The organism is Stutzerimonas azotifigens, assembly GCF_013522725.1.
Classification (GTDB): Bacteria; Pseudomonadota; Gammaproteobacteria; order Pseudomonadales; family Pseudomonadaceae; genus Stutzerimonas; species Stutzerimonas azotifigens_A.
In genome coordinates this window covers 417,395-436,868 of sequence record NZ_JAAMRF010000004.1, presented here as the reverse complement: position 1 = coordinate 436,868, position 19,474 = coordinate 417,395, and the positions used below count along the sequence as shown (strand labels likewise).

The window sequence follows — 19,474 nt, the reverse complement described above, 5'->3', positions numbered from 1 at the left end:
CATGGACTACAAGGCACCGCTGCGTGACATGCAGTTCGTTCTGCACGAGCTGTTCGACGCCACCGCGCATTGCGAGCAGCTGGGTAATGGTCTGGACCGCGAGTTGATCGACGGCGTGCTGGAGGAAGCTGCGCGCTACACCGGCGGCGAGATCGCTCCGCTCAATCGAAACAGCGACGAGGAGGGCGTAACGCTGGAAAATGGCGAAGTCCGTACTCCGAAAGGGTTCGTCGAGGCCTACCGGCAGTACGTGGACAACGGCTGGGCGAGCATGACCGGCCCGACCGAGTACGGCGGCCAGGGCTTCCCGCAGCTGGTGGCCTGCAACTTCCACGAGATGCTGATGGCGTCGTCGCTGTCCTTTCGTATCTATTCGGGCCTCACCGAGGGCGCGGTGCTGGCGCTGTACAAGCACGGCAGCGACGCGCTGAAGAAGGCCTATCTGGCGAAGCTGGTCAGCGGCAGCTGGAGCGGTACCATGTGCCTGACCGAGCCCCAGGCCGGTACCGATCTCGCGCTGCTGCGTACCCGCGCCGAACCGCAGGCCGACGGCAGCTACCGGGTCACCGGCAGCAAGATCTTCATCTCCGGCGGCGAGCACGACATGAGCGAGAACATCGTTCATCTGGTGCTGGCGCGCCTGCCCGATGCGCCGGCCGGGGTGAAGGGCATCAGCCTGCTGCTGGTGCCCAAGTTTCTCGCCAACGTCGATGGCACGCCCGGCGAGCGCAATGCGCTGTCCTGTGGCGCCATCGAGCACAAGATGGGTATCAAGGGCGCGGCCACCTGCGTGATGAATTTCGACGGCGCCACGGGCTGGGTCGTCGGTGAGCCGAACCAGGGCCTGGCCTGCATGTTCACCATGATGAACGATGCGCGCTTCCAGGTCGGGTTGCAGGGCCTCGGGATCGCCGAGCAGGCCTACCAGGGTTCGCTCGCCTATGCCCGCGAGCGGTTGCAGTCGCGTGCGCTGTCGGGCGTGGCGCACCCGGACAAGCCGGCCGACCCGATCATCGTTCATCCGGATGTGCGGCGCATGCTGCTGACCCAGAAGACCTTGGTCGAGGGCTGCCGCATGCTGGCCGCCTACTGCGCCCGTGAGCTGGACCTGGAGCACGGCCATCCGGATGCCGCCGCGCGCAAGGCCGCCGGCAAGCGCGCGGCGTTGTTGATCCCGATCATCAAGGCGTTCTTCACCGACATGGGCCAGGAAGTGGCGAGCCTGGGCGTGCAGGTCTATGGCGGCCATGGCTACATCCGCGAATGGGGCATGGAGCAGTTGATGCGCGACAGCCGCATCACCCAGCTGTACGAAGGTACTAACGGCATCCAGGCGCTGGATTACATCCGCCGCAAGCTGATGGGGGACGGTGGTGCCGAGCTGCAGGCGATTCAGGCCGAATTCCTGTCACTGTGCGACGAGCTGGAAACCCTCAAGGCGCTAGCCGACCTCATCGGACCGGTGCGCGCGCGCCTGATCCAGTGGCGTGAACTCACCGACGAAGTGCTGACCCGTGTCGTCCAGGACCCGCAGGAAATCGGTGCGGTGTCGGTGGATTTCCTGCACTACTCATCGTACGCCCTGCTGGCCGGGCTCTGGCTGAAGGCGGCCGGCACTGCACAGCAGGCGCTGGATGCTGGCAGCGGCGAGGCGGCCTTCTATGAGGCCAAGCTGCATAGCGCCCGCTTCTACATGCGACGCGTACTGCCGCGCGCCAGCGGCCACCGCGAGGCCTTGCTCGGGGGTGCCGAATGCCTCATGGCGATGCCGGAGGCGCAGTTCGCGTTTTGAGCGCCGAGCGCTTTGGGCGGTGTTCGCCGAAGCCCAATCCAATAAAAATCAGGAGGCACCATGCACCCGTTCAGTTTTGCCACCACTGCCCAGCTGATTTGCGAGCCGGGCTCAGCCAAGCGTCTTGCCAGCCTGTGCCGCGAGCGCGAGGCGCGCTCGGTGCTGATTGTCACCGATCCGGGCATCACCCGCCTTGGGCTGTTGAGCGAGGTTATGCCTGGCTTCCAGAGCGAAGGGCTGGAGGTGGGCATCTACGACCAGGTGATCGCCGACCCGCCGGAGGCGATCGTGCTCGCTGCGGTGGGGCAGGCGAAGGCGAGCAAGGCCGACCTGATCGTCGGCTTCGGCGGCGGCAGCTCGATGGACGTTGCCAAGCTGGTCGCGTTGCTGGCGCATCCTGACAACACCCAGTCGCTGCAGGACATCTACGGCGTCGGCAACGCCAAGGGCAAGCGCCTGCCGCTGATTCAGGTGCCGACCACCGCCGGCACCGGCTCGGAAGTCACGCAGATCGCCATCATCACCACCGGAGAGACGACGAAGATGGGCGTGGTCTCGCCGATGCTGTTGCCGGACCTGGCGCTCCTCGATGCCGATCTCACCCTCGGCCTGCCTCCGGCGGTCACCGCGGCGACGGGGATCGACGCCATGGTGCATGCCATCGAGGCCTATACCAGCGCGTTGAAGAAGAATCCCATGTCCGACCTGCTGGCGCGGGAGGCGCTGCGCCTGCTGGCGGCCAACCTCGACGAGGCGGTGCACAACGGGCAGAACCGCGAGGCGCGCCAGGCCATGCTGCTCGGCGCCTGCCTGGCCGGCCAGGCGTTCGCCAATGCGCCAGTGGCGGCGGTGCATGCGCTGGCCTATCCGCTGGGTGGCAACTTCCATATTCCGCACGGGCTGTCGAATGCGCTGGTGCTGCCGCAGGTGCTGCGCTTCAACGTCAGCGCGGCGACTACCCATTACGGTGAACTGGCGCCGATCGTCCTCGGTGACCGGCTGCGCTCGGGCGATCCATCCACCTATGCCGAGCAATTGATCGAGGAATTCGAGCGGATGAGCGCCCGCGTCGGGCTGCCGACCCGCCTGCGCGACGCCGGCGTACCGGAAGACATGCTGCCGCAACTGGCCAAAGAGGCGATGCTGCAACAGCGTTTGCTGGTCAACAACCCGCGAGAGGTCACCGAGGCCGACGCGCTGGCGATCTACCGCGCCGCTTATTGATCCTCTGCGGCGCGCGGCCTCCGTCGCGCGCCGGCCCGCCTTCAAGGAATTTTCGAATGGCCGAACAACCGCAGCATCTGCGCGCCGACTACCGCCACCTCCAGCCGATCACCACGCGCTGGCACGACAACGACATCTATGGCCACGTGAACAACGTCGTCTATTACAGCTATTTCGACAGTGCGGTGAACGCCTACCTGATCGAGCGCGGCGGGCTGGACATCCACGATGGTGAGGTGGTCGGCTTCGTGGTCAGCTCATCCTGCGATTACTTCGCCTCCATTGCCTTTCCGGACGCCCTGGAAGTCGGCCTGCGGGTGGCCAAGCTGGGCAACAGCTCGGTGCAGTACGAGCTGGCGATTTTCAAGACGAGCGAAGAGCAGGCGTGCGCGGCCGGGCGTTTCGTCCATGTCTTCGTCGACCGCGCCAGCAACCGGCCGGTACCGATTCCGGCCAGGCTGCGCGAGGCGCTGGTGGCGCTGGGTTGACCGCCCATGCCAGTCATCCGGCGCGGCGGCAACGGTTCCGTTATGCTCGGCGATCATGACGACCGATGACTTCTACCTGCTGGGCTATCTGCTCGGCCTGATCCAGATGCTGGGCATTGCCGCGGCCATCCACGCCGTTTACACCGTGCGCACGGCCCAAGGGGCGATCGCCTGGGCGATCTCTCTGGTGTTCATGCCCTACCTGACGTTGCTGCCTTACCTGGTGTTCGGTCGCAGCCGTTTCGATGCCTACATTCGTGCCCGGCGTGCCGCCGATGACGAAATGCGCGAGGCGATACGCGATCTGGATTGGCGGCCCTGGATAGAAGAGGCGCAGACGGCACGTGAATCGGCCGCTTACAACGGGCTGAAGGTGCTTGCAGGACTTGCCGGCCAGCCGGTTTTGGCCAACAACCGGGTGCGTCTGCTGGTCAACGGCGAAGCGGCCTTCGAGGCGATCTTCGATGCCATCGAGGCGGCCAGCAAGGTGGTGTTGGTCCAGTCCTTCATCGTGCGCGACGATAAACTTGGCCGTCGTCTGCAGGCCTTGTTGTTGCGCAAGGCCGCCGAGGGCGTGAAGGTCTATCTGCTGTTCGACAGCATCGGCAGCCACACGCTGCCGCACGGCTACGTGAAAGCTCTGCGCGAGGGCGGTGTGAAGGTAAACGGCTTCTCGGCCCGGCGTGGTGGCATGATCACCCGCTTCCAGCTCAATTTCCGTAATCACCGCAAAGTGGTGGTGGTCGATGGGAGGGTCGGTTTCATCGGCGGGCTCAATGTGGGCGACGAGTACCTTGGCCTCAAGCCGCCGCTGGCGCCCTGGCGCGACACCCATATGGAGCTCGAGGGGCCGGTGCTGGCCTGCCTGCAGGAGTCCTTCGCCCAGGACTGGTACTGGGTCACCCACAAGCTGCCGCCGCTGTTGCTGCCCGAGAGCTATCCCGAAAACGGGGTGATCTGCCAGATGGTCGCCGCCGGCCCGGCCGATAGCCAGGAAACCGGGTCGCTGCAGTTCGTCGCGGCGATCAACGCGGCTCGGCATCGGATCTGGCTGACCAGCCCGTACTTCGTGCCCGACGAGTCCGTATTCGGCGCGTTGCGCCTGGCGGTGCTGCGGGGTGTCGAGGTGCGCCTGCTGCTGCCGTCCCGGCCCGACCATCGCGTGGTCTATGCCGCCTCGAGCCTGTATGCGGGCGAGGCGATGAAGATCGGCATTCGGGTGTTTCGCTACCAGCCGGGGTTCATGCACCAGAAGGTTCTGCTGATTGACGACGTTTGCGCTGCGGTGGGAAGCGCGAACCTCGACAACCGGTCGTTCCGGCTGAATTTCGAGCTCACCGTATTCACCGTGGACGAAGCGTTCGCCAGCGAGGTCGAAGCCATGCTGATGGATGATTTCGACCAGTCGATCGAGCTCAGCCGAAAGAGCCAGCGCAGCACCCACCGGCTGCGGCGCTTCGGCATGCGCATCGCCCGGCTGGTCTCTCCGGTACTTTAGCGCGAGGCCTGAAGGAACACCGTCAGCGCCGGACGACTCCAATGGCGAAGGAACCCAAAGGAGTCGGGCATGATCAGGAAAAGTAACCCCGAGGATCTGGAAGCAGTATTGGCGATCTGGCTGGCCGCCTCGCTGCAAGCGCATGACTTCATCGAGCCGACCTTCTGGCAGAGCAAGATGGAGGACATGCGCAATCGCTACCTGCCCAGTGCCGAAATCTGGGTTTACGAGCAATCCGGCGCCATCGAAGGCTTTTGCGCGTTACAGGGCGATATCCTCGCCGCCCTGTTCGTCGATCCGGAGAATCACAACCAGGGAGTGGGTACGGGCCTGCTGGAAAAGGCCATGGAACGTTCCGGTGGCAGGCTCGAAGTCTCCGTCTACGAGCGCAACAGCGACGCAGTCGCCTTCTACCAGCGCCACGGATTCGTGCAGATCGACCTGCGCACCGATATGCGCTCCGGCCACGTCGAACTGGTGATGCTGCACATGCAGGAACTCAGCGCCCAAGCTCAGCGTGAAGCGGACCTCGACGCCACGGCCCTGCTCGAACCGTCCTGATACGAAAGGGAGCAGGCAATAAAAAGGCCTGCGGGTTTCGCAGGCCTTTTGCGTTCAGCGGTGTTTCTTGTGCCACTCGTTCTTGTAGTGGCCTTTACCCGGGTGCTTGCGGTGATGCTTGTCGTGGCGGCGGTGTTTGTCACTGTCGTCGTCGGCTCCGTAGGAGTTGCCAAGCGCGCCACCGGCGCCACCGCCAACCGCGGCGCCGATCAGCCCGCCGGTGCTGCCGCCAACCTGCTGGCCGATAACGTTGCCGCCCGCGGCACCGAGACCGCCGCCAATCGCCGCTTCTGTGCGGCTGCGCTTGTCGGCACCGACTGCGCTGCCCGCGGCGCCGCCAAGGCCCGCACCGATCGCCGCGCCGGTCGTCCCGCCCAGGTGTTCGCCTACCACCGTGCCCAAGGCTCCACCGAGGGCACCGCCTACACCGGCTTCGACCGTGCTGCCAGCCATGGCGCTGCTGGCGCAAAGACCGAGGGACAACAGGAGCATCGAGGAATACTTCATAGGGGCTGCGCCTCCACTGGATGACGGCGCGATCGTCGCTTCGCTTGCAGGCCGGCGCAAGCGGTTTAGGCGGGGCGGTGTGAATTACTGCACGGTTGCTAACTTTTTGTTTTTAAAGGAGCAACCGAGGGCTGAACGGCAGGTCTGAGCTCTTCGACTTTCGCAATCTGCAACGCGCCGCAGGCCTAGCCGCGCGCCAGCCGTGCGGCGCTGTAGACCCGGGGCGGCGAATGCTGCGGCAGGTGGATCAAGTTCAGCGCGTGGCGCTGGGCCCATTGCACCGCCAGGGCTGTGGGTGCCGACAACGACACCAGGGTGGGAATGCCGGCGCGGACCACCTTGTGGATCAATTCCAGGCTGCAACGGCTGGTGACGATGGCGATGCCAGCGCTGGCGTCGAGCTTCTGCCGCACCAGAGCACCGATCAGCTTGTCGAGCGCGTTATGCCGACCGATGTCCTCGCGACCCAGACGCAGCGTGCCTTCGCCGTCCATGAACAGCGCGGCGTGCACCGCACCGCAGTGGCGACCCAGGACCTGAAACTCGCCGATGCGCTGCCGCAGCCCCTCGAACCACTCCGCGCGCGGCAGGCTGCCGGCCGGCAGCGACTGGAGTTCGGGCAGTGCCTGCTCCAGCGCTTCGACGCCGCACAGCCCGCAGCCGCTGTTACCCGCCAGTTGCCTGCGCTGCTGCTTGAGCTGCCAGAACGCCCGGTTGCTCAGGTTCACCTCGGCGCGGCGGGCTTCGCCTTCGCCCTCGATCTGCACGTCATAGAGGTCATCCGGCGACTCGGCGAGCCCCGCGGTCAGGGTGAACCCGACCACGAAGTCCTCAAGGTCCAATGGCGAGACCATCATCACGCTGTGGCTGAGCCCGTTGTAGGCGATCGACAGCGCGACTTCGGCGGCCAGTGCGCTGATGCCGACCGTCTGCTGCGGATCTTCGAGGCTGCTGTAGCGGGCCTGGCCCTGGGCGTGGGCGATGGCGGCGGGAATCGGGGTGTTGGCACTGGCGCGGGTCATCGGCGTCTCGTTACCGCATTGGGCGGTGGTGCGGGTCAAGAGCGTGAGGGTATGACCAATAGCGCTGCCGGTAAACCCCGCTTGCCGGGTGGCGGCCCGGCAAGCGCGCTAACGCAGAGCCTCCTGGATTCGCAGGATCAGCTTTTCGATGGTGAAGGGCTTGGTGATCAGATCCATGCCCGGTTCGAGGAAGCCGCTGCTGGCCGCCTGCTCGGCATAGCCGGTCATGAACAGCACGCGCAGCTGGGGTCGGTGCTGGCGGGCAATGTCAGCGAGCTGGCGGCCGTTCATGCCCGGCAGGCCGACATCAGTGAGCAGCAGGTCGATGTGCGCCGCCGAGCGGAGGATCTCGATCGCGGTATTGCCTTCGGCCGCCTCGAGTGCGCTATAGCCCATTTCCCCGAGCGCATCCATGACCAGCATCCGCACCGCGGCGTCGTCTTCGACGACCAGCACGGTTTCGCCCTCGCTGGCCTGCAACGCGTCCTGCCAGGATCGCTCCGGTTCGATTGCCTCGTCCGGCTTCAGGCCGGCCGGTAGGTAGATGCACACCTGGGTGCCCATGCCGATTTCGCTGGTCAGCTGGACGCTGCCGCCCGACTGGCGGACGAAGCCGTAGATCATCGACAGGCCGAGGCCGGTACCCTGGCCGATGGGTTTGGTGGTGAAGAACGGCTCGAAGGCGCTGGCCAGCACCTTCGGTGGCATCCCGCAGCCGGTGTCGCTGACGGTCAGGGTCACGTACTGGCCGGGCAGCAACTCGGCCAGCGGCCGGTCTTCGTCGATCTCGATGTTGCGCGTGGTGATGCGCAGGATGCCGCCGTCGGGCATCGCATCGCGGGCATTGATGACCAGGTTCAGCAGCGCGCTTTCCAGCTGGTTTTCATCGCTGTCGACCCTCCACAACCCTTCCTGCAGGTCGCTGACGATCTGGATGTGGACGCCGAGGGTGCGGCTGAGCAGGTCTCGGATCGAGAGGATCAGTTCGTTGAGCTCGACCTGCTTGAGGTTCAGCGGCTGACGACGGGAAAACGCCAGAAGGCGATGGGTCAGGGCCGAGGCGCGATTGGCGGACGTGATCGCCGCGTCGATGAACCGGCGGGTTTCGCCGTGACGGCCGCTGGCGATGTAGTGCTGCACCAGATCGAGACCGCCGATGATGCCGGTGAGCATGTTGTTGAAGTCATGGGCGATGCCACCGGTGAGCTGGCCGACCGCTTCCATCTTCTGCGCCTGGCGCAGCGCTTCCTGGGCCTGCTCGCGTTTGGACATTTCAGCCAGCAGCCGTTCGTAGACCTCCGCCAGAGCGCGGGTGCGCTCCTGGATGCGGCTTTCCAGGTTCTCGTTCAGCTCGCGCAGCGACTGTTCGGCGGTGCGCCGGTCATGGATGTCCTCGGCGGTGCCGTGCCAGCGGATCACCTGGCCGTCGACATCGTGCAGCGGCAGCGCACGCAGGCGCATCCAGTGAAAGTCGCCGCCGACGACCTGCAGGCAGTGCTCGATGTCGAACGGCAGCCCGTTGCGCTGAGCGTCCTGCCAGATGCCACGCAGCATCTGCGGGTGTCTCGCGCGCACCAGGTCGACCCAGAATCGCCCGAGCGCCTCGTCCTGTTCGACGCCGAGCTGCTGCAACCAACGGTCGGACACGAAGGTGAAGCGGCCCTCGGCATCCAGGCTCCAGTGCATTGCCGGTGACAGATCGATGGTTGCGCGCAGGTGCTGTTCGCTTTCGCGCAGCGCCTGCTCGGTGTTCCAGCGCTCGGTGACGTCCAGCGCCAGCACGTAGAAACCATGCACCGCGCCGTCGGCATCACGACGTGGCAGGTATTGCACCAGCGCGCGACGCGGGTGGCCGTCCTGGTGCGGGGTGTAGGCCTCGAAGGTCACCGGCGAGCCGGACAGCGCGGTGCGGATGTGCGGGCGGCGATGGTTGTAGTCGCGGTCGCCGAGCACCTGGCGCACGCTCTTGCCGGCCAACCATTCGGGCGTGTGGCCGTACCATTCCTGGTAGGCGCGGTTGTTGAAGCGGTAGCGCTCGTTTTCGTCGATGTAGCCGATCAGGATCGGCAGCGCGTCGGTGATCAGCTTCAGCTCGGCTTCGCTCTTGCGCAGGGCTTCTTCGCTGGCCTGCTGACGGCTGATGTCCATCACCGCGCCGGGAAAGCGAACCGGGCGGTTCTGCTCGTCATAGTGGACACGCCCACGGGCGAATGCCCAGCGCGTCTGCCCGTTGTCGACTGCGAGCCGGTAGTACTCGGCGAAGCTGCCGGTCTCGCGGATGCTCAGCTCCAGCGCAGCCCGGACGCGTGCACGTTCCTCGGGATGTACATGAAGGAAGAAATCCTCGAGCGGCAGGTTGCGCTCGGTGTCGCTCATGTGCGGCGGCAGAAAACGCAACAGCGTCCTGTCGGCGGCGAACGTGCCGGCCTCCAGGGTCCAGTCCCAGATGCCGACCAGGTCGCTCGCCTCGAGAGCGGTCTGCAGGCGTTGCTCGTTCTGGCGGTGCGCCTCGGCGCTGAGCTTGTAGCTGAAGGCGGCTTCGGCCAGCTGCGCTTCGGTATTCATCCGCTCGGTGGTTTCGATGATGCACAGCAGCAGGCCATCGACTCCGTCGCCGGGCTCGCTGCGGATCGGGCTCAGCGACAGGTCGAACCAGGCGTCGTGCGTTCCCTCGCCACGCTCGATTTTCAGGTACTGCCCCTTGATCAAACGTGGCTCGCCACGCCGGACGCTGTCGCAGGCAGGCGCCAGCAACGACCAGGTCTCACCCCAGCCCTGGCAGGCGGACGTGCCGAGTTCCAGGCGGTCGCGGTTGCCGATGAGTCGCGCATGGGCGTCGTTGTAGAGCTGAATGCCGTCGGCACCCCAGAGGATGCACATCGGCATGGGCGCATCGAGGATAGTGTCGAGCAGGATGCGTAGCGAGAGCGGCCAGTTAGCCGGTGCGCCGAGTGGTGTTGCTGCCCAGTCATGACGGCGAATCCGTTCGCCCATCTTGCTCATGCTGCGCGGCCAGGGCGCGGCTCCATTTGAGGTCATATGCTGTCCGATTGAACACGTGGTGAAGGAGTCTTCACCTTTCTCTGAGTGTGGTTGGTCAAATGCTTTCGGTAAAGCGTCGCCAAATCAATCGACGAGGCCGGTCAGGCTGCGGACCAATGCAAGGTAATCCTCCACGGCGGAAAATTCCTCGGTATCGCGTGGGCCGCCACGACTGTCTGGCTCACGCACCGCAAGCAGGTGGGCCACGCCGAAGCGCGCGGCACTGCGCAGCACCGACAGGCTGTCGTCAATGAACAGCGTGCGCGCCGGGTCGAACGGAAAATCGTGCTGCAGGGCGAACCAGAACTGCTGGTCTTCCTTGGGAAAACCATAGTCGTGGGAGCTGATCATGCGGTCGAACCAGGGCGCCAGTTCGATGCGCTCGAGCTTGAGCGACAGCGAGTCGCGGTGAGCATTGGTGATCAGGGCGACGCGTTTGCCGGCCTGGCGCAGGGCGCCGAGAAACAGGTCGGCGGCAGGGCGCAGGGCAATCAGATCGGCGATTTCGCGCTTCATCTGGCGAATCGGCAGATCGAGTTCCTGGGTCCAGAAATCGATGCAGTACCAGGTCAGCCGGCCCTGGTGCTCCTTGAACAGCGGCGCCAGTTCCAGCTCGGCCATCGCCGGGCTGATGCCGTGGCGTTCGGCGTAGCGCTGCGGCAGATACTGGAGCCAGAAATGATTGTCGAAATGCAGGTCCAGCAAGGTGCCGTCCATGTCGAGCAGGACGGTGTCGATGTCGGACCAGCGCAAGGGTGCGGTCATAGCGGGCTCGTCGGTCGGCAGGAAGGAAGGCCTTGGTCGTAAACCGGTCGCGGTCGTTGCAATAAGCCGGGGTATGATAGCCCCTCGCGTTTCCAGGAGTGATGCCATGCGCCAGAAACCCACCGTGCTCGCCCGCGAGATCGTTGCCACCAGCCGTCTGTTCCGTGTCGAGGAATTGCAGCTGCGCTTCGCCAATGGCGTGGAGCGAACCTACGAACGGCTGGTCGGCAAGGGTGCCGGCTATGGCGCGGTGATGATCGTCGCCCTGGAGGATGCCGAGCACGTGGTGCTCGTCGAGGAGTATTGCGGCGGTACGGACGAATACGAGCTGTCGCTGCCCAAGGGATTGATTGAGCCCGGCGAGGATGTGCTGGAGGCCGCCAATCGCGAACTCAAGGAAGAGGCCGGATTTGGCGCGCGTCGTCTGGAGCATCTGGCCGAGCTGTCACTTTCTCCCGGTTACATGAGTCAGAAGATTCAAGTCGTGCTCGCCCAGGACCTCTATCCGGAGCAGCTGGCTGGCGACGAGCCAGAGCCCATGCGCGTGGACCGGGTCAATCTGCGCGAGCTGTCGAGTTTCATCCAGCATCCGCAATTCAGTGAAGGGCGCGCTCTGGCCGCGCTTTATCTGGCGCGCGATCTGCTTCAGCAACGAGGGGAGCTGACCCTATGAGCCATCCTTACCTATCGGCGGTGATCGACCTGGTTCGCGAGGCCGGCGATGTGATTCTGCCGTACTGGCGCAGCGAGTTGGCCGTCGAGGAAAAGGCCGACGCCTCGCCCGTCACCGCCGCCGATCTGGCGGCTCACCATCTGCTCAGCGACAAGCTGTCGGCGCTGGATGGGTCGATTCCGGTGCTCTCGGAGGAGGCCTGCGATCTGCCGCTGGAGCAGCGCGCCAGGTGGACGCGCTGGTGGCTGGTCGATCCGCTGGACGGCACCAAGGAATTCATTGCCGGCAGCGAAGAATTCACCGTTAACGTGGCGCTGATCGAGGAGGGTCGTGTGGTCTTCGGCGTGGTCGGCATTCCTGCCACGGGCCGGTGTTATTACGGCGGCAGCGACATCGGTGCCTGGGCCTCGGAGAGCAGCGGCGAAGCCAAGCCGCTGCGCGTGCGTAGCGAAAATTCGGGGACGTTGCGTGTGGTGGCCAGCCGGCGCCACTCCAGCGCGGCACAGGAGCGGCTGATCGCCGGGCTGAAGCAGACCTTCGACGCGCTGGAACTGGTCAATATCGGCAGTTCGCTCAAGCTCTGCCTGCTGGCCGAGGGCGAAGCCGACTGCTATCCGCGGCTGGCGCCTACCTCGCAGTGGGACACGGCCGCGGCCCAGGGTGTGCTCGAAGGCGCCGGCGGCGAGGTGCTGGACGTGACCGGAGTGCCGCTGGATTACGCCGCGCGGGCAGACTTTCTCAACCCTTCGTTCCTGGCGCTGCCGCAGGGCGTGTCCTGGCGCGATCGACTGATAGAGCTGGCCAACCGCGGCTGACCGCTACGCAGGCGCCATGCCTGCGGGGGCGTCTCACTTGTGCAGGACGAACTGGCCGGTGAAGCGCACCGCGTCACGGCCATCGGCCGCAAGAATGCGGCTCTGCAGCGTCAGGCGCGCACGACCGCGGCGGCGATAGATAGTCTCGAAGCGCTCCCAGGCATCGTCGTCCGGCGCCGCGCAGATCGCCACGGCATCGTCGACCACGGGCAGCGGATATTCGATCTTGCCTTCGTGAATGACGATATGTCCGTCTTCGATGCCCGCCTCGCGCAGCCGCAGGTGCAACCAACCCCAGCCGGCCAGCACCGAGGCGCAATACAGACTGCCGCCGAACATGCTGCTCTTGTGGTTGACGTTGGCCTCCAGCGGGACGTTCAGGCGCAGCTCGTGGCCTTCCCATTGCAGTACACGCAGCCCCATGGCGCGCGTCAGCGGGATGTCGTGATGGAGGATGGCTTCCAGGTAGCGACTATCGCGGCTCATGCCGAGGAGGTTCCTAAATGTTTCGAAGACAAGGCAGACGCCAAGCATGACTGCTGAGTCACGCTTTTGCCAGCCTCGCCGCCCATTCAGTTGCGTCGATTGACACCTGGCCCAAGGGTCGGGCACAGCGTGTCCGTCCCGCCTCTGCGGATGCGATCAGGTGGAGAAAACGAGGCTCGCGGCTACGCCGATTTCAGCGCGCGGCTTTGGGGCGGTACGCGCAATAGCCGGGGCGCGGGCCGATGCGCGGATGGTTGCGGCAGGTCTCGGGGCGCTTGTCGTAGATGGTGCACAGGCGGCTGGTGCGGTCCAGATACAGGCAGTCGTTGTTGGCCAGGCGCACCAGGGTGTAGACCTCGGTCTTCTGGTTGAAGCGCTCGACCACGCCCATCTTCATCAGCCGCTTGGCAATCGACTTGCCCGGCTCGTCGCGTTCGAAGGCATCCACCACGCCGATACGGATCAAGTCGTCGATACGCGTTTCGACCGGCAGGGTGCAGCAGGTGGCGTCGCAGCTGCGGCACATTCCGTTGCTGTAGCGCGCCCAGGTTTCGAGGCGATCGAGGTCGGCGGCGGGGATGACTTTGGTCTTCACGGGAGCATGGCCAGGGCAGGGAGGCGCGCGATCATAGCCGGCGCGGGGAAAATATCCAGTCAATCCGATGAGGCGAAACCCTGACGGACGGTCACGCAGAGCCGCATGAAACCTGCAACCCTTGAGGGAATCTATCGCAAGAGTGGCCGGGCAGCCGCTGCGGCCACCTTTCATGTGTTTTTCCAATGTCCCCGAGGTCAGCCCATGACGCAGGAGCCTAACGTTCCGAAATCCGACGAAGTCGCCGCCTTCCGAGAAGCGGTTCTGTCCAAACTGACCTATTCGGTCGGCAAGGACCCGGAGCACGCGTTCGACCATGACTGGTTCGAGGCGATCGCGCTGGCCGCTCGCGATCAGATCGTCGACCAGTGGATGAGCCACACGCGCAAGGCCTATAGCGAGGGCAAGAAGCGGGTCTATTACCTCTCGCTGGAGTTCCTCATCGGACGCCTGCTGATCGATAGCCTGAGCAACCTCGGCATCCTCGAAACCGCGCGCGAGGCGCTGGCCGATCTGGACGTCGACATCGAACGGATCCGCCTGCTCGAGCCGGACGCGGCGCTCGGCAATGGCGGCCTCGGCCGGCTGGCGGCGTGCTTCATGGAAAGCATGTCGACCCTGGGCATTGCGGCCCACGGCTATGGCATTCGCTACGATCACGGCCTGTTCCGCCAGGCGATCGTCGACGGCTGGCAGCACGAACAGACCGAAACCTGGCTTGACTTCGGCAACCCCTGGGAATTCGAGCGGCCGGAAACCAGCTATCTGATCGGCTTCGGTGGCAGCGTTGCGGCCATGCCCAGCGAGAACGGCGGCGAGCCCAAGCACTTCTGGCACTGGGCCGAGGGCGTGCGGGCGATCGCCTACGACACGCCCATCGTCGGCTGGAAGGGCGGCGGCGTGAACACCCTGCGCCTCTGGCGCGCCCGGGCCGAGGCGGATTTTCACCTCGAGCGCTTCAACGCCGGCGACCACATCGGTGCGGTCGCCGAAGAGGCGCGCGCCGAGGCCATCTCGCGGGTGCTCTATCCGGCCGACAGTACCGAGGCCGGCCAGGAGCTGCGCCTGCGTCAGGAATACTTCTTCGTCGCCGCCTCGCTGCAGGACCTGCTGCGCCGGCACCTCAAGCAGCGCGATTCGCTCGAGAGCCTGCCGGAGTTCGCCGCGATCCAGCTCAACGATACGCACCCGGCGATCGCCGTGGCCGAGCTGATGCGTCTGCTGGTCGACGTGCACGCCATGCCCTGGGACAAGTCATGGAAGATCACCGTAGGGACCTTGTCCTACACCAACCACACGCTGTTGCCCGAGGCGCTGGAAACCTGGCCGGTCGGCCTGATGGAGCGATTGCTGCCGCGCCACATGCAGATCATCTACCTGATCAACGCGTATCACATCGATTCGCTGCGGGCGAAGGACACCCATGACTTCGAGCTGCTGCGCTCGGTCTCGCTGATCGAGGAAGAGCATGGGCGCCGTGTGCGCATGGGCAACCTCGCCTTCCTCGGCTCGCACCGGGTAAACGGAGTGTCGGCCCTGCACACCCAGCTGATGCGCAAGACGGTGTTCACCGACCTGCATGGGCTCTACCCGCAGCGCATCACCAACAAGACCAACGGCATCACCTTCCGCCGCTGGCTGTACCAGTCCAACCCGCGCCTCACCGCGCTGATGGTCGAGGCGGTGGGCGAGTCGATCCTCGAGTCGCCGGAAACCGCCCTGCGCGGCCTCGAACCGTTCGCGGAGGATGCCGATTTCCGCCGCCGCTTCGCCGAGCAGCGTCTGGAAAACAAGCGCGACCTGGCGGCGCTGATCCATCGGCGGCTGGGGATCAGCGTCGACCCGACGGCCATGTTCGACGTGCAGGTCAAGCGCATCCACGAATACAAGCGCCAGTTGCTCAACCTGTTGCATACGGTCGCGTTGTACCAGGCGATCCGCTCCGACCCCGGCTATCCCTGGGTGCCGCGGGTGAAGATCTTCGCCGGAAAGGCGGCCGCCAGCTATCACCAGGCCAAGCTGATCATCAAGCTGGCCAACGATATCGCTCGGACCATCAACGATGATCCGACCGTGCGTGGCCTGCTGAAGGTGGTCTTCCTGCCCAACTACAACGTCAGCCTGGCCGAGGACATCATCCCGGCGGCCGACTTGTCGGAGCAGATTTCCACTGCCGGGCTCGAGGCCTCGGGCACCAGCAACATGAAGTTCGCCCTCAACGGCGCGCTCACCATCGGTACGCTGGATGGCGCCAATGTGGAGATGTGCGAGCAGATCGGTGCCGAGCACATGTTCATCTTCGGCCTCACCGCCCAGGAGGTGGCGGCGCGCAAGCAGGCCGGGGAGTTCAGCGCCGAGGTCACGATCACCGAATCGCCGCGCCTGCGGGAGGTGATGATGGCGATCCGCGACGGCGCCTTCTCGCCTGACGATCCGGCGCGCTACACCGGACTGGTCGATGGCATCAGCTGGCACGATACCTTCCACGTCTGCGCCGACTTCGAGGCTTACTGGCAGGCGCAGCTCCAGGTCGAGGAACGCTGGCGCGATTCGAACCAGTGGTGGCGCTCGGCCGTGCTCAATTCCGCGCGGATGGGCTGGTTCTCCTCGGACCGGACGATTCGCGAATACGCCACGGAAATCTGGAAGGTGATGTAGCGCATCGCCGATGCGCCGGGTGGCCACCGGCTGTTCCGTGGCGACGCTGGGCTAGCGGACGAAGGGTGGGCTGGTGCCGGGTGACGAGCGTGGCGCACGCCGCGCTGAACTCGCGCTGGCGGCTCCGGTCTCAGGGGAGATATTGCCGTGCCACCGCACTGCCGCCGCGCTAAACTGCGCCGATCCCCCACCCTGGAGCCTTCCATGTCACGTACGACCCTCAGCCGCTACCTGATCGAGCAGACCCGAAGTCACAACACACCGGCGGATCTGCGCTTCCTCGTCGAGGTGGTCGCGCGCGCATGCAAGGCGATCAGCCATGCCGTATCCAAAGGCGCGTTGGGTGGGGTACTCGGCAGCACGGACACCGAAAACGTACAGGGCGAGGTGCAAAAGAAGCTGGACGTCATGTCCAACGAGATCCTGCTCGAAGCCAACGAATGGGGCGGCACGCTGGCCGGCATGGCTTCCGAAGAAATGGACAAGCCGTACCAGATCCCCGGTCGCTACCCGAAAGGCGCCTATCTGCTGCTGTTCGATCCGCTCGACGGCTCCTCCAACATCGACGTCAACGTCTCGGTCGGCACCATCTTCTCGGTGCTGCGTTGCCCAGGCGACTGCTTCAGCCAGAACGACGCGCTCGGTGAAGAGGCGTTCCTCCAGCCGGGTACCAAGCAGGTTGCCGCGGGCTACGCGGTGTACGGCCCGCAGACCATGCTCATCCTGACCCTGGGCGACGGCGTCAAAGGCTTTACCCTCGACCGCGAGCTGGGCAGCTTCGTGCTCACTCACGAGAATATGAACGTGCCGCAAAGCACCGCCGAGTTCGCCATCAACATGTCCAACCAGCGCCACTGGGAGCCGCCGGTGCAGCGCTACGTCAGCGAGCTTCTGGCTGGCGAGGAAGGTCCTCTGGGCAAGAACTACAACATGCGCTGGATCGCCTCGATGGTGGCCGACGTGCACCGCATCCTGACCCGCGGCGGCATCTTCATGTACCCGCGCGACGCGCGTGAGCCGGACAAGCCCGGCAAGCTGCGCCTGATGTACGAGGCCAACCCGATGTCCTTCATCATCGAGCAGGCCGGCGGCATGGCCACCAATGGCCAGCAACGCATCCTCGACGTCCAGCCCAAATCGCTTCACGAACGTGTCGCAGTGTTTCTGGGCTCCAAGGAAGAAGTCGAGCGCGTCACCGGCTACCACCAGGGCTGATGCGAGCGCCGCCCTGGCAGGACTTGCTGGACTGGTGGTTCGGCCAGGGCACCACGTCGATCGAGATCGCCGCCGAGAAGCAAGGCCTCTGGTTCGGCTACAAGGCGGCTCAGGACGATGATGCCCGTCGGCGTTTCGGCCCCCAGGTCGAGCAGGCGCTGGCGGGCGATCTGGATAGCTGGTCGAGCACGCCCGAGGGTTGGCTGGCGCTGATCCTGCTGCTCGACCAGCTCCCCCGCATGATCCACCGCGGCACCCCGAAGGCCTTCGCTGGTGACGAGCGTGCCCAGCATCTGGTGCACGATGGCATGGCCCAGGGCGGTGACGTGCTGTTGTCACCGATTCAGCGGGTGTTCATCTATCTGGTCTGCGAACACGCCGAGAACCTTGCGCTGCAGGATATCGCCGTCGTTCAGTTCACCCTCCTGCGAGACATCGCCGCACCCGAAGAGCGCCCACTGTTCGAAGACTTCCTGACCTTTGCCGTACGTCATCGCGACGTGATCGCGCGCTTCGGTCGCTTCCCTCATCGAAACGACGTACTTGGCCGCGCGTCCAGCGAGGCCGAAGTGCAGTTTCTACGCGAGCCGGGCTCGCGCTTCTGAACGCTGCAGCATCTCCTTCACCTCAAGCAGCACAGGATACGGAACCTCCAGGTCGCCCCGGCCTCCTAACCAGAGGCGTGAGATGGCCGTACGGCTGTGAGAAGCTAGGCGCTTTGCGAAATCAGAGGATGGTTTTCATGTCGCTGCGTCATCTCGCCCTGATGGGCTGCGCGTTGTTTCTCGGAGCCTGTAATCCGATCACCCAGGACAACTACGCAAAGCTGCATGCCGGCATGCATCGCTCCGAGGTCGAGGCGCTGCTCGGCAAACCCTCCGACTGCGCCGGTGCGCTGGGCGTGTCCAGCTGCACCTGGGGCGACAAGAACCGATTCATCAGCATCCAGTATGCCGGCGACGACGTGATGATGTTTTCCGGCAAGGGACTGAAGTAAGCGGGACCGACCTCGGGCGGTTCCGCAGGGAGCCGCCATGCGTTATCTGTTCGCCGTTCTGTTCGTTGCTCTGGTCGCCGGCTGCGCCAGCTCTTCGTCACAGACGCCTCCGCTTACGGTCGGCCATGTCGATCTCGACCGTTATCAGGGCACCTGGTACGAGCTGGCGAGGCTGCCGATGTTCTTCCAGCGCAAGTGTGTCCAGTCCGAGGCGCACTACCAGCGCAAGGGCGATGGCCGCATCGCGGTGACCAACCGCTGCCGGACGCTGAACGGCGATTGGCAGGAGGCTACCGGCGAGGCCTGGCCACAGGTCGAGGATGAAACCGACAAGCTGTGGGTGCGCTTCGACAATTGGGCCAGCAAGCTGCTGCCGGGGCTCACCAAGGGCGATTACTGGATCCTGTACCTCGACGAGGGTTACAAAACCGCGCTGGTCGGTCACCCTGACCGCAAATACCTGTGGCTGCTGTCGCGCACGCCAACGGTTTCGACGCAGATCCAGACGCGCCTGCTGGCCGAGGCGCACAAGCGTGGCTACGACACCGGCCAGCTGATCTGGCGGCTGGACGACGAGGCCATCGAACAGCCGCTGCCCTGAGGCCGCTCAGTCCCAGTGTAGCCGCGCCAAGCGCCAGTCCCCGTCCTCGCGCCACCATTCAAGCCGAACGCTGTAGTGGCGAACGCTGTCGGGGATCAATCCCTCGGCGCCCGTCAACGTGACCTGGGCATCGGTATAGCCCTTGTTGCTGTAGGTCGGATCGAGTCGGCTCGACTGGCTCAGGGCTATGACGTTGATCGATCGATGGCGCATGAACAGCAACGTCATCGTGCGTTGCGCCCAAACGCGGTCACGCTCGTCGCCCGCGTGAAAATCGCTTGCCAACTGCTCCATCACCGCCGAGGTGCGGTGCGCCTCGATATTCTCCTGCAGCCTGCGCGTGGCGGCCTCCAGCTCCGCCAGCGCGTCGTCGCGGGCGCAGCCGTGCAGCAATGCCATAATGATGATCAGCGGCAACATCAGCTTTTGCAGGGGCATGCTCTACTCCTGATTCGTGGTTATGATGCCCACAGGCCAAGCCTGGATATAAGCCAAGGGCGGGAGGGCAGTCGCAACGGCGCCAGCCATGGGAAGA

Annotated in this window: 19 protein-coding genes; 12 read left to right on the top strand and 7 right to left on the bottom strand. The window is 65.0% G+C overall.

The genetic code is table 11. The features are described from left to right. Position 1: 1 nt before the first annotated feature. The 5 genes from G7026_RS10610 (at position 2) to G7026_RS10590 (ending at position 5,563) form a co-directional block, all read left to right on the top strand. The gene (locus tag G7026_RS10610) at positions 2-1,792 is read left to right on the top strand and encodes an acyl-CoA dehydrogenase C-terminal domain-containing protein (RefSeq protein WP_181070736.1); all 1,791 of its coding nucleotides are present in this window, start codon (positions 2-4) and stop codon (positions 1,790-1,792) included. A 60-nt stretch (positions 1,793-1,852) separates the two neighbouring features. After that, the gene (locus tag G7026_RS10605; protein ID WP_181070735.1) at positions 1,853-3,016 is read left to right on the top strand and encodes an iron-containing alcohol dehydrogenase; all 1,164 of its coding nucleotides are present in this window, start codon (positions 1,853-1,855) and stop codon (positions 3,014-3,016) included. 56 nt (positions 3,017-3,072) lie between these two features. Continuing rightward, the gene (locus G7026_RS10600; protein ID WP_181070734.1) at positions 3,073-3,504 is read left to right on the top strand and encodes an acyl-CoA thioesterase; all 432 of its coding nucleotides are present in this window, start codon (positions 3,073-3,075) and stop codon (positions 3,502-3,504) included. A 55-nt stretch (positions 3,505-3,559) separates the two neighbouring features. Beyond that, on the top strand, positions 3,560-5,002 hold the full coding sequence (cls, locus tag G7026_RS10595; RefSeq protein ID WP_181070733.1) for a cardiolipin synthase: 1,443 nt from the start codon (positions 3,560-3,562) through the stop codon (positions 5,000-5,002). Positions 5,003-5,071: 69 nt separating this feature from the next. After that, entirely contained in the window at positions 5,072-5,563 is a 492-nt protein-coding gene (locus G7026_RS10590; RefSeq protein WP_181070732.1) for a GNAT family N-acetyltransferase, read from the top strand. Between the two features lie 54 nt (positions 5,564-5,617). Here the strand turns inward: G7026_RS10590 and G7026_RS10585 are convergent, their stop codons facing one another. The 4 genes from G7026_RS10585 to yrfG all read right to left on the bottom strand — a co-directional run bounded on the left by G7026_RS10585 (position 5,618) and on the right by yrfG (position 10,899). Then, positions 5,618-6,070 (bottom strand): YMGG-like glycine zipper-containing protein, encoded by a 453-nt coding sequence (locus G7026_RS10585; RefSeq protein ID WP_181070731.1) that lies wholly within the window; start codon positions 6,068-6,070, stop codon positions 5,618-5,620. Between the two features lie 185 nt (positions 6,071-6,255). Continuing rightward, positions 6,256-7,092 carry a formate dehydrogenase accessory sulfurtransferase FdhD gene (fdhD, locus tag G7026_RS10580; RefSeq protein WP_181070730.1) on the bottom strand — a complete coding sequence of 279 codons (837 nt, stop codon included), beginning with the start codon at positions 7,090-7,092 and terminating at the stop codon, positions 6,256-6,258. Between the two features lie 108 nt (positions 7,093-7,200). Then, positions 7,201-10,131 (bottom strand): PAS domain S-box protein, encoded by a 2,931-nt coding sequence (locus G7026_RS10575; RefSeq protein WP_308811781.1) that lies wholly within the window; start codon positions 10,129-10,131, stop codon positions 7,201-7,203. Between the two features lie 87 nt (positions 10,132-10,218). Then, positions 10,219-10,899, bottom strand: coding sequence for a GMP/IMP nucleotidase (gene yrfG, locus G7026_RS10570; RefSeq protein WP_181070729.1), 681 nt, complete (start codon positions 10,897-10,899; stop codon positions 10,219-10,221). 106 nt (positions 10,900-11,005) lie between these two features. Between yrfG and nudE the strand changes: the two genes are divergently transcribed. Continuing rightward, the gene (gene nudE, locus G7026_RS10565; protein WP_181070728.1) at positions 11,006-11,572 is read left to right on the top strand and encodes an ADP compounds hydrolase NudE; all 567 of its coding nucleotides are present in this window, start codon (positions 11,006-11,008) and stop codon (positions 11,570-11,572) included. Further along, positions 11,569-12,387 (top strand): 3'(2'),5'-bisphosphate nucleotidase CysQ, encoded by an 819-nt coding sequence (gene cysQ, locus G7026_RS10560; RefSeq protein WP_181070727.1) that lies wholly within the window; start codon positions 11,569-11,571, stop codon positions 12,385-12,387. Before nudE ends, cysQ begins: the two co-directional genes overlap by 4 nt. A 33-nt stretch (positions 12,388-12,420) precedes the next feature. On the opposite strand, the gene G7026_RS10555 is transcribed toward cysQ, so the two are convergent. Continuing rightward, a complete protein-coding gene (locus G7026_RS10555) occupies positions 12,421-12,873 on the bottom strand; it encodes a thioesterase domain-containing protein (RefSeq protein WP_181070726.1) in 453 nt (150 codons plus the stop codon). Positions 12,874-13,066: 193 nt separating this feature from the next. Beyond that, entirely contained in the window at positions 13,067-13,468 is a 402-nt protein-coding gene (locus tag G7026_RS10550) for a YkgJ family cysteine cluster protein (RefSeq protein ID WP_181070725.1), read from the bottom strand. A gap of 204 nt (positions 13,469-13,672) precedes the next feature. Between G7026_RS10550 and G7026_RS10545 the strand changes: the two genes are divergently transcribed. The 5 genes from G7026_RS10545 to G7026_RS10525 all read left to right on the top strand — a co-directional run bounded on the left by G7026_RS10545 (position 13,673) and on the right by G7026_RS10525 (position 18,939). Continuing rightward, entirely contained in the window at positions 13,673-16,126 is a 2,454-nt protein-coding gene (locus G7026_RS10545; protein ID WP_181070724.1) for a glycogen/starch/alpha-glucan phosphorylase, read from the top strand. Positions 16,127-16,330: 204 nt separating this feature from the next. Then, entirely contained in the window at positions 16,331-17,341 is a 1,011-nt protein-coding gene (locus tag G7026_RS10540) for a class 1 fructose-bisphosphatase (RefSeq protein ID WP_181070723.1), read from the top strand. Further along, complete coding sequence (locus tag G7026_RS10535) at positions 17,341-17,946, top strand: DUF924 family protein (protein WP_181070722.1); 606 nt, start codon at positions 17,341-17,343, stop codon at positions 17,944-17,946. The genes G7026_RS10540 and G7026_RS10535 overlap by 1 nt, the downstream gene beginning before the upstream one ends. A 137-nt stretch (positions 17,947-18,083) precedes the next feature. Continuing rightward, entirely contained in the window at positions 18,084-18,338 is a 255-nt protein-coding gene (locus tag G7026_RS10530) for an outer membrane protein assembly factor BamE (protein ID WP_181070721.1), read from the top strand. A gap of 37 nt (positions 18,339-18,375) precedes the next feature. Further along, on the top strand, positions 18,376-18,939 hold the full coding sequence (locus tag G7026_RS10525; RefSeq protein ID WP_181070720.1) for a lipocalin family protein: 564 nt from the start codon (positions 18,376-18,378) through the stop codon (positions 18,937-18,939). Between the two features lie 6 nt (positions 18,940-18,945). Here G7026_RS10525 and G7026_RS10520 read toward each other — a convergent pair whose 3' ends face one another. Further along, on the bottom strand, positions 18,946-19,377 hold the full coding sequence (locus G7026_RS10520; protein WP_181070719.1) for a hypothetical protein: 432 nt from the start codon (positions 19,375-19,377) through the stop codon (positions 18,946-18,948). Positions 19,378-19,474 lie beyond the last annotated feature (97 nt).

Bases quoted from the DNA above. Each gene is read 5' to 3' on its own strand.
- G7026_RS10520 (WP_181070719.1), bottom strand. From the start codon at position 19,377: ATGCCCCTGCAAAAGCTGATGTTGCCGCTGATCATCATTATGGCATTG.
- G7026_RS10525 (WP_181070720.1), top strand. From the start codon at position 18,376: ATGCGTTATCTGTTCGCCGTTCTGTTCGTTGCTCTGGTCGCCGGCTGC.
- G7026_RS10535 (WP_181070722.1), top strand. From the start codon at position 17,341: ATGCGAGCGCCGCCCTGGCAGGACTTGCTGGACTGGTGGTTCGGCCAG.
- fdhD (WP_181070730.1), bottom strand. From the start codon at position 7,092: ATGACCCGCGCCAGTGCCAACACCCCGATTCCCGCCGCCATCGCCCAC.
- G7026_RS10605 (WP_181070735.1), top strand. From the start codon at position 1,853: ATGCACCCGTTCAGTTTTGCCACCACTGCCCAGCTGATTTGCGAGCCG.
- G7026_RS10540 (WP_181070723.1), top strand. From the start codon at position 16,331: ATGTCACGTACGACCCTCAGCCGCTACCTGATCGAGCAGACCCGAAGT.
- G7026_RS10530 (WP_181070721.1), top strand. From the start codon at position 18,084: ATGTCGCTGCGTCATCTCGCCCTGATGGGCTGCGCGTTGTTTCTCGGA.
- G7026_RS10610 (WP_181070736.1), top strand. From the start codon at position 2: ATGGACTACAAGGCACCGCTGCGTGACATGCAGTTCGTTCTGCACGAG.
- G7026_RS10585 (WP_181070731.1), bottom strand. From the start codon at position 6,070: ATGAAGTATTCCTCGATGCTCCTGTTGTCCCTCGGTCTTTGCGCCAGC.
- yrfG (WP_181070729.1), bottom strand. From the start codon at position 10,899: ATGACCGCACCCTTGCGCTGGTCCGACATCGACACCGTCCTGCTCGAC.
- cls (WP_181070733.1), top strand. From the start codon at position 3,560: ATGACGACCGATGACTTCTACCTGCTGGGCTATCTGCTCGGCCTGATC.
- G7026_RS10575 (WP_308811781.1), bottom strand. From the start codon at position 10,131: ATGACCTCAAATGGAGCCGCGCCCTGGCCGCGCAGCATGAGCAAGATG.
- G7026_RS10545 (WP_181070724.1), top strand. From the start codon at position 13,673: ATGACGCAGGAGCCTAACGTTCCGAAATCCGACGAAGTCGCCGCCTTC.
- G7026_RS10600 (WP_181070734.1), top strand. From the start codon at position 3,073: ATGGCCGAACAACCGCAGCATCTGCGCGCCGACTACCGCCACCTCCAG.
- G7026_RS10590 (WP_181070732.1), top strand. From the start codon at position 5,072: ATGATCAGGAAAAGTAACCCCGAGGATCTGGAAGCAGTATTGGCGATC.
- cysQ (WP_181070727.1), top strand. From the start codon at position 11,569: ATGAGCCATCCTTACCTATCGGCGGTGATCGACCTGGTTCGCGAGGCC.
- G7026_RS10555 (WP_181070726.1), bottom strand. From the start codon at position 12,873: ATGAGCCGCGATAGTCGCTACCTGGAAGCCATCCTCCATCACGACATC.
- nudE (WP_181070728.1), top strand. From the start codon at position 11,006: ATGCGCCAGAAACCCACCGTGCTCGCCCGCGAGATCGTTGCCACCAGC.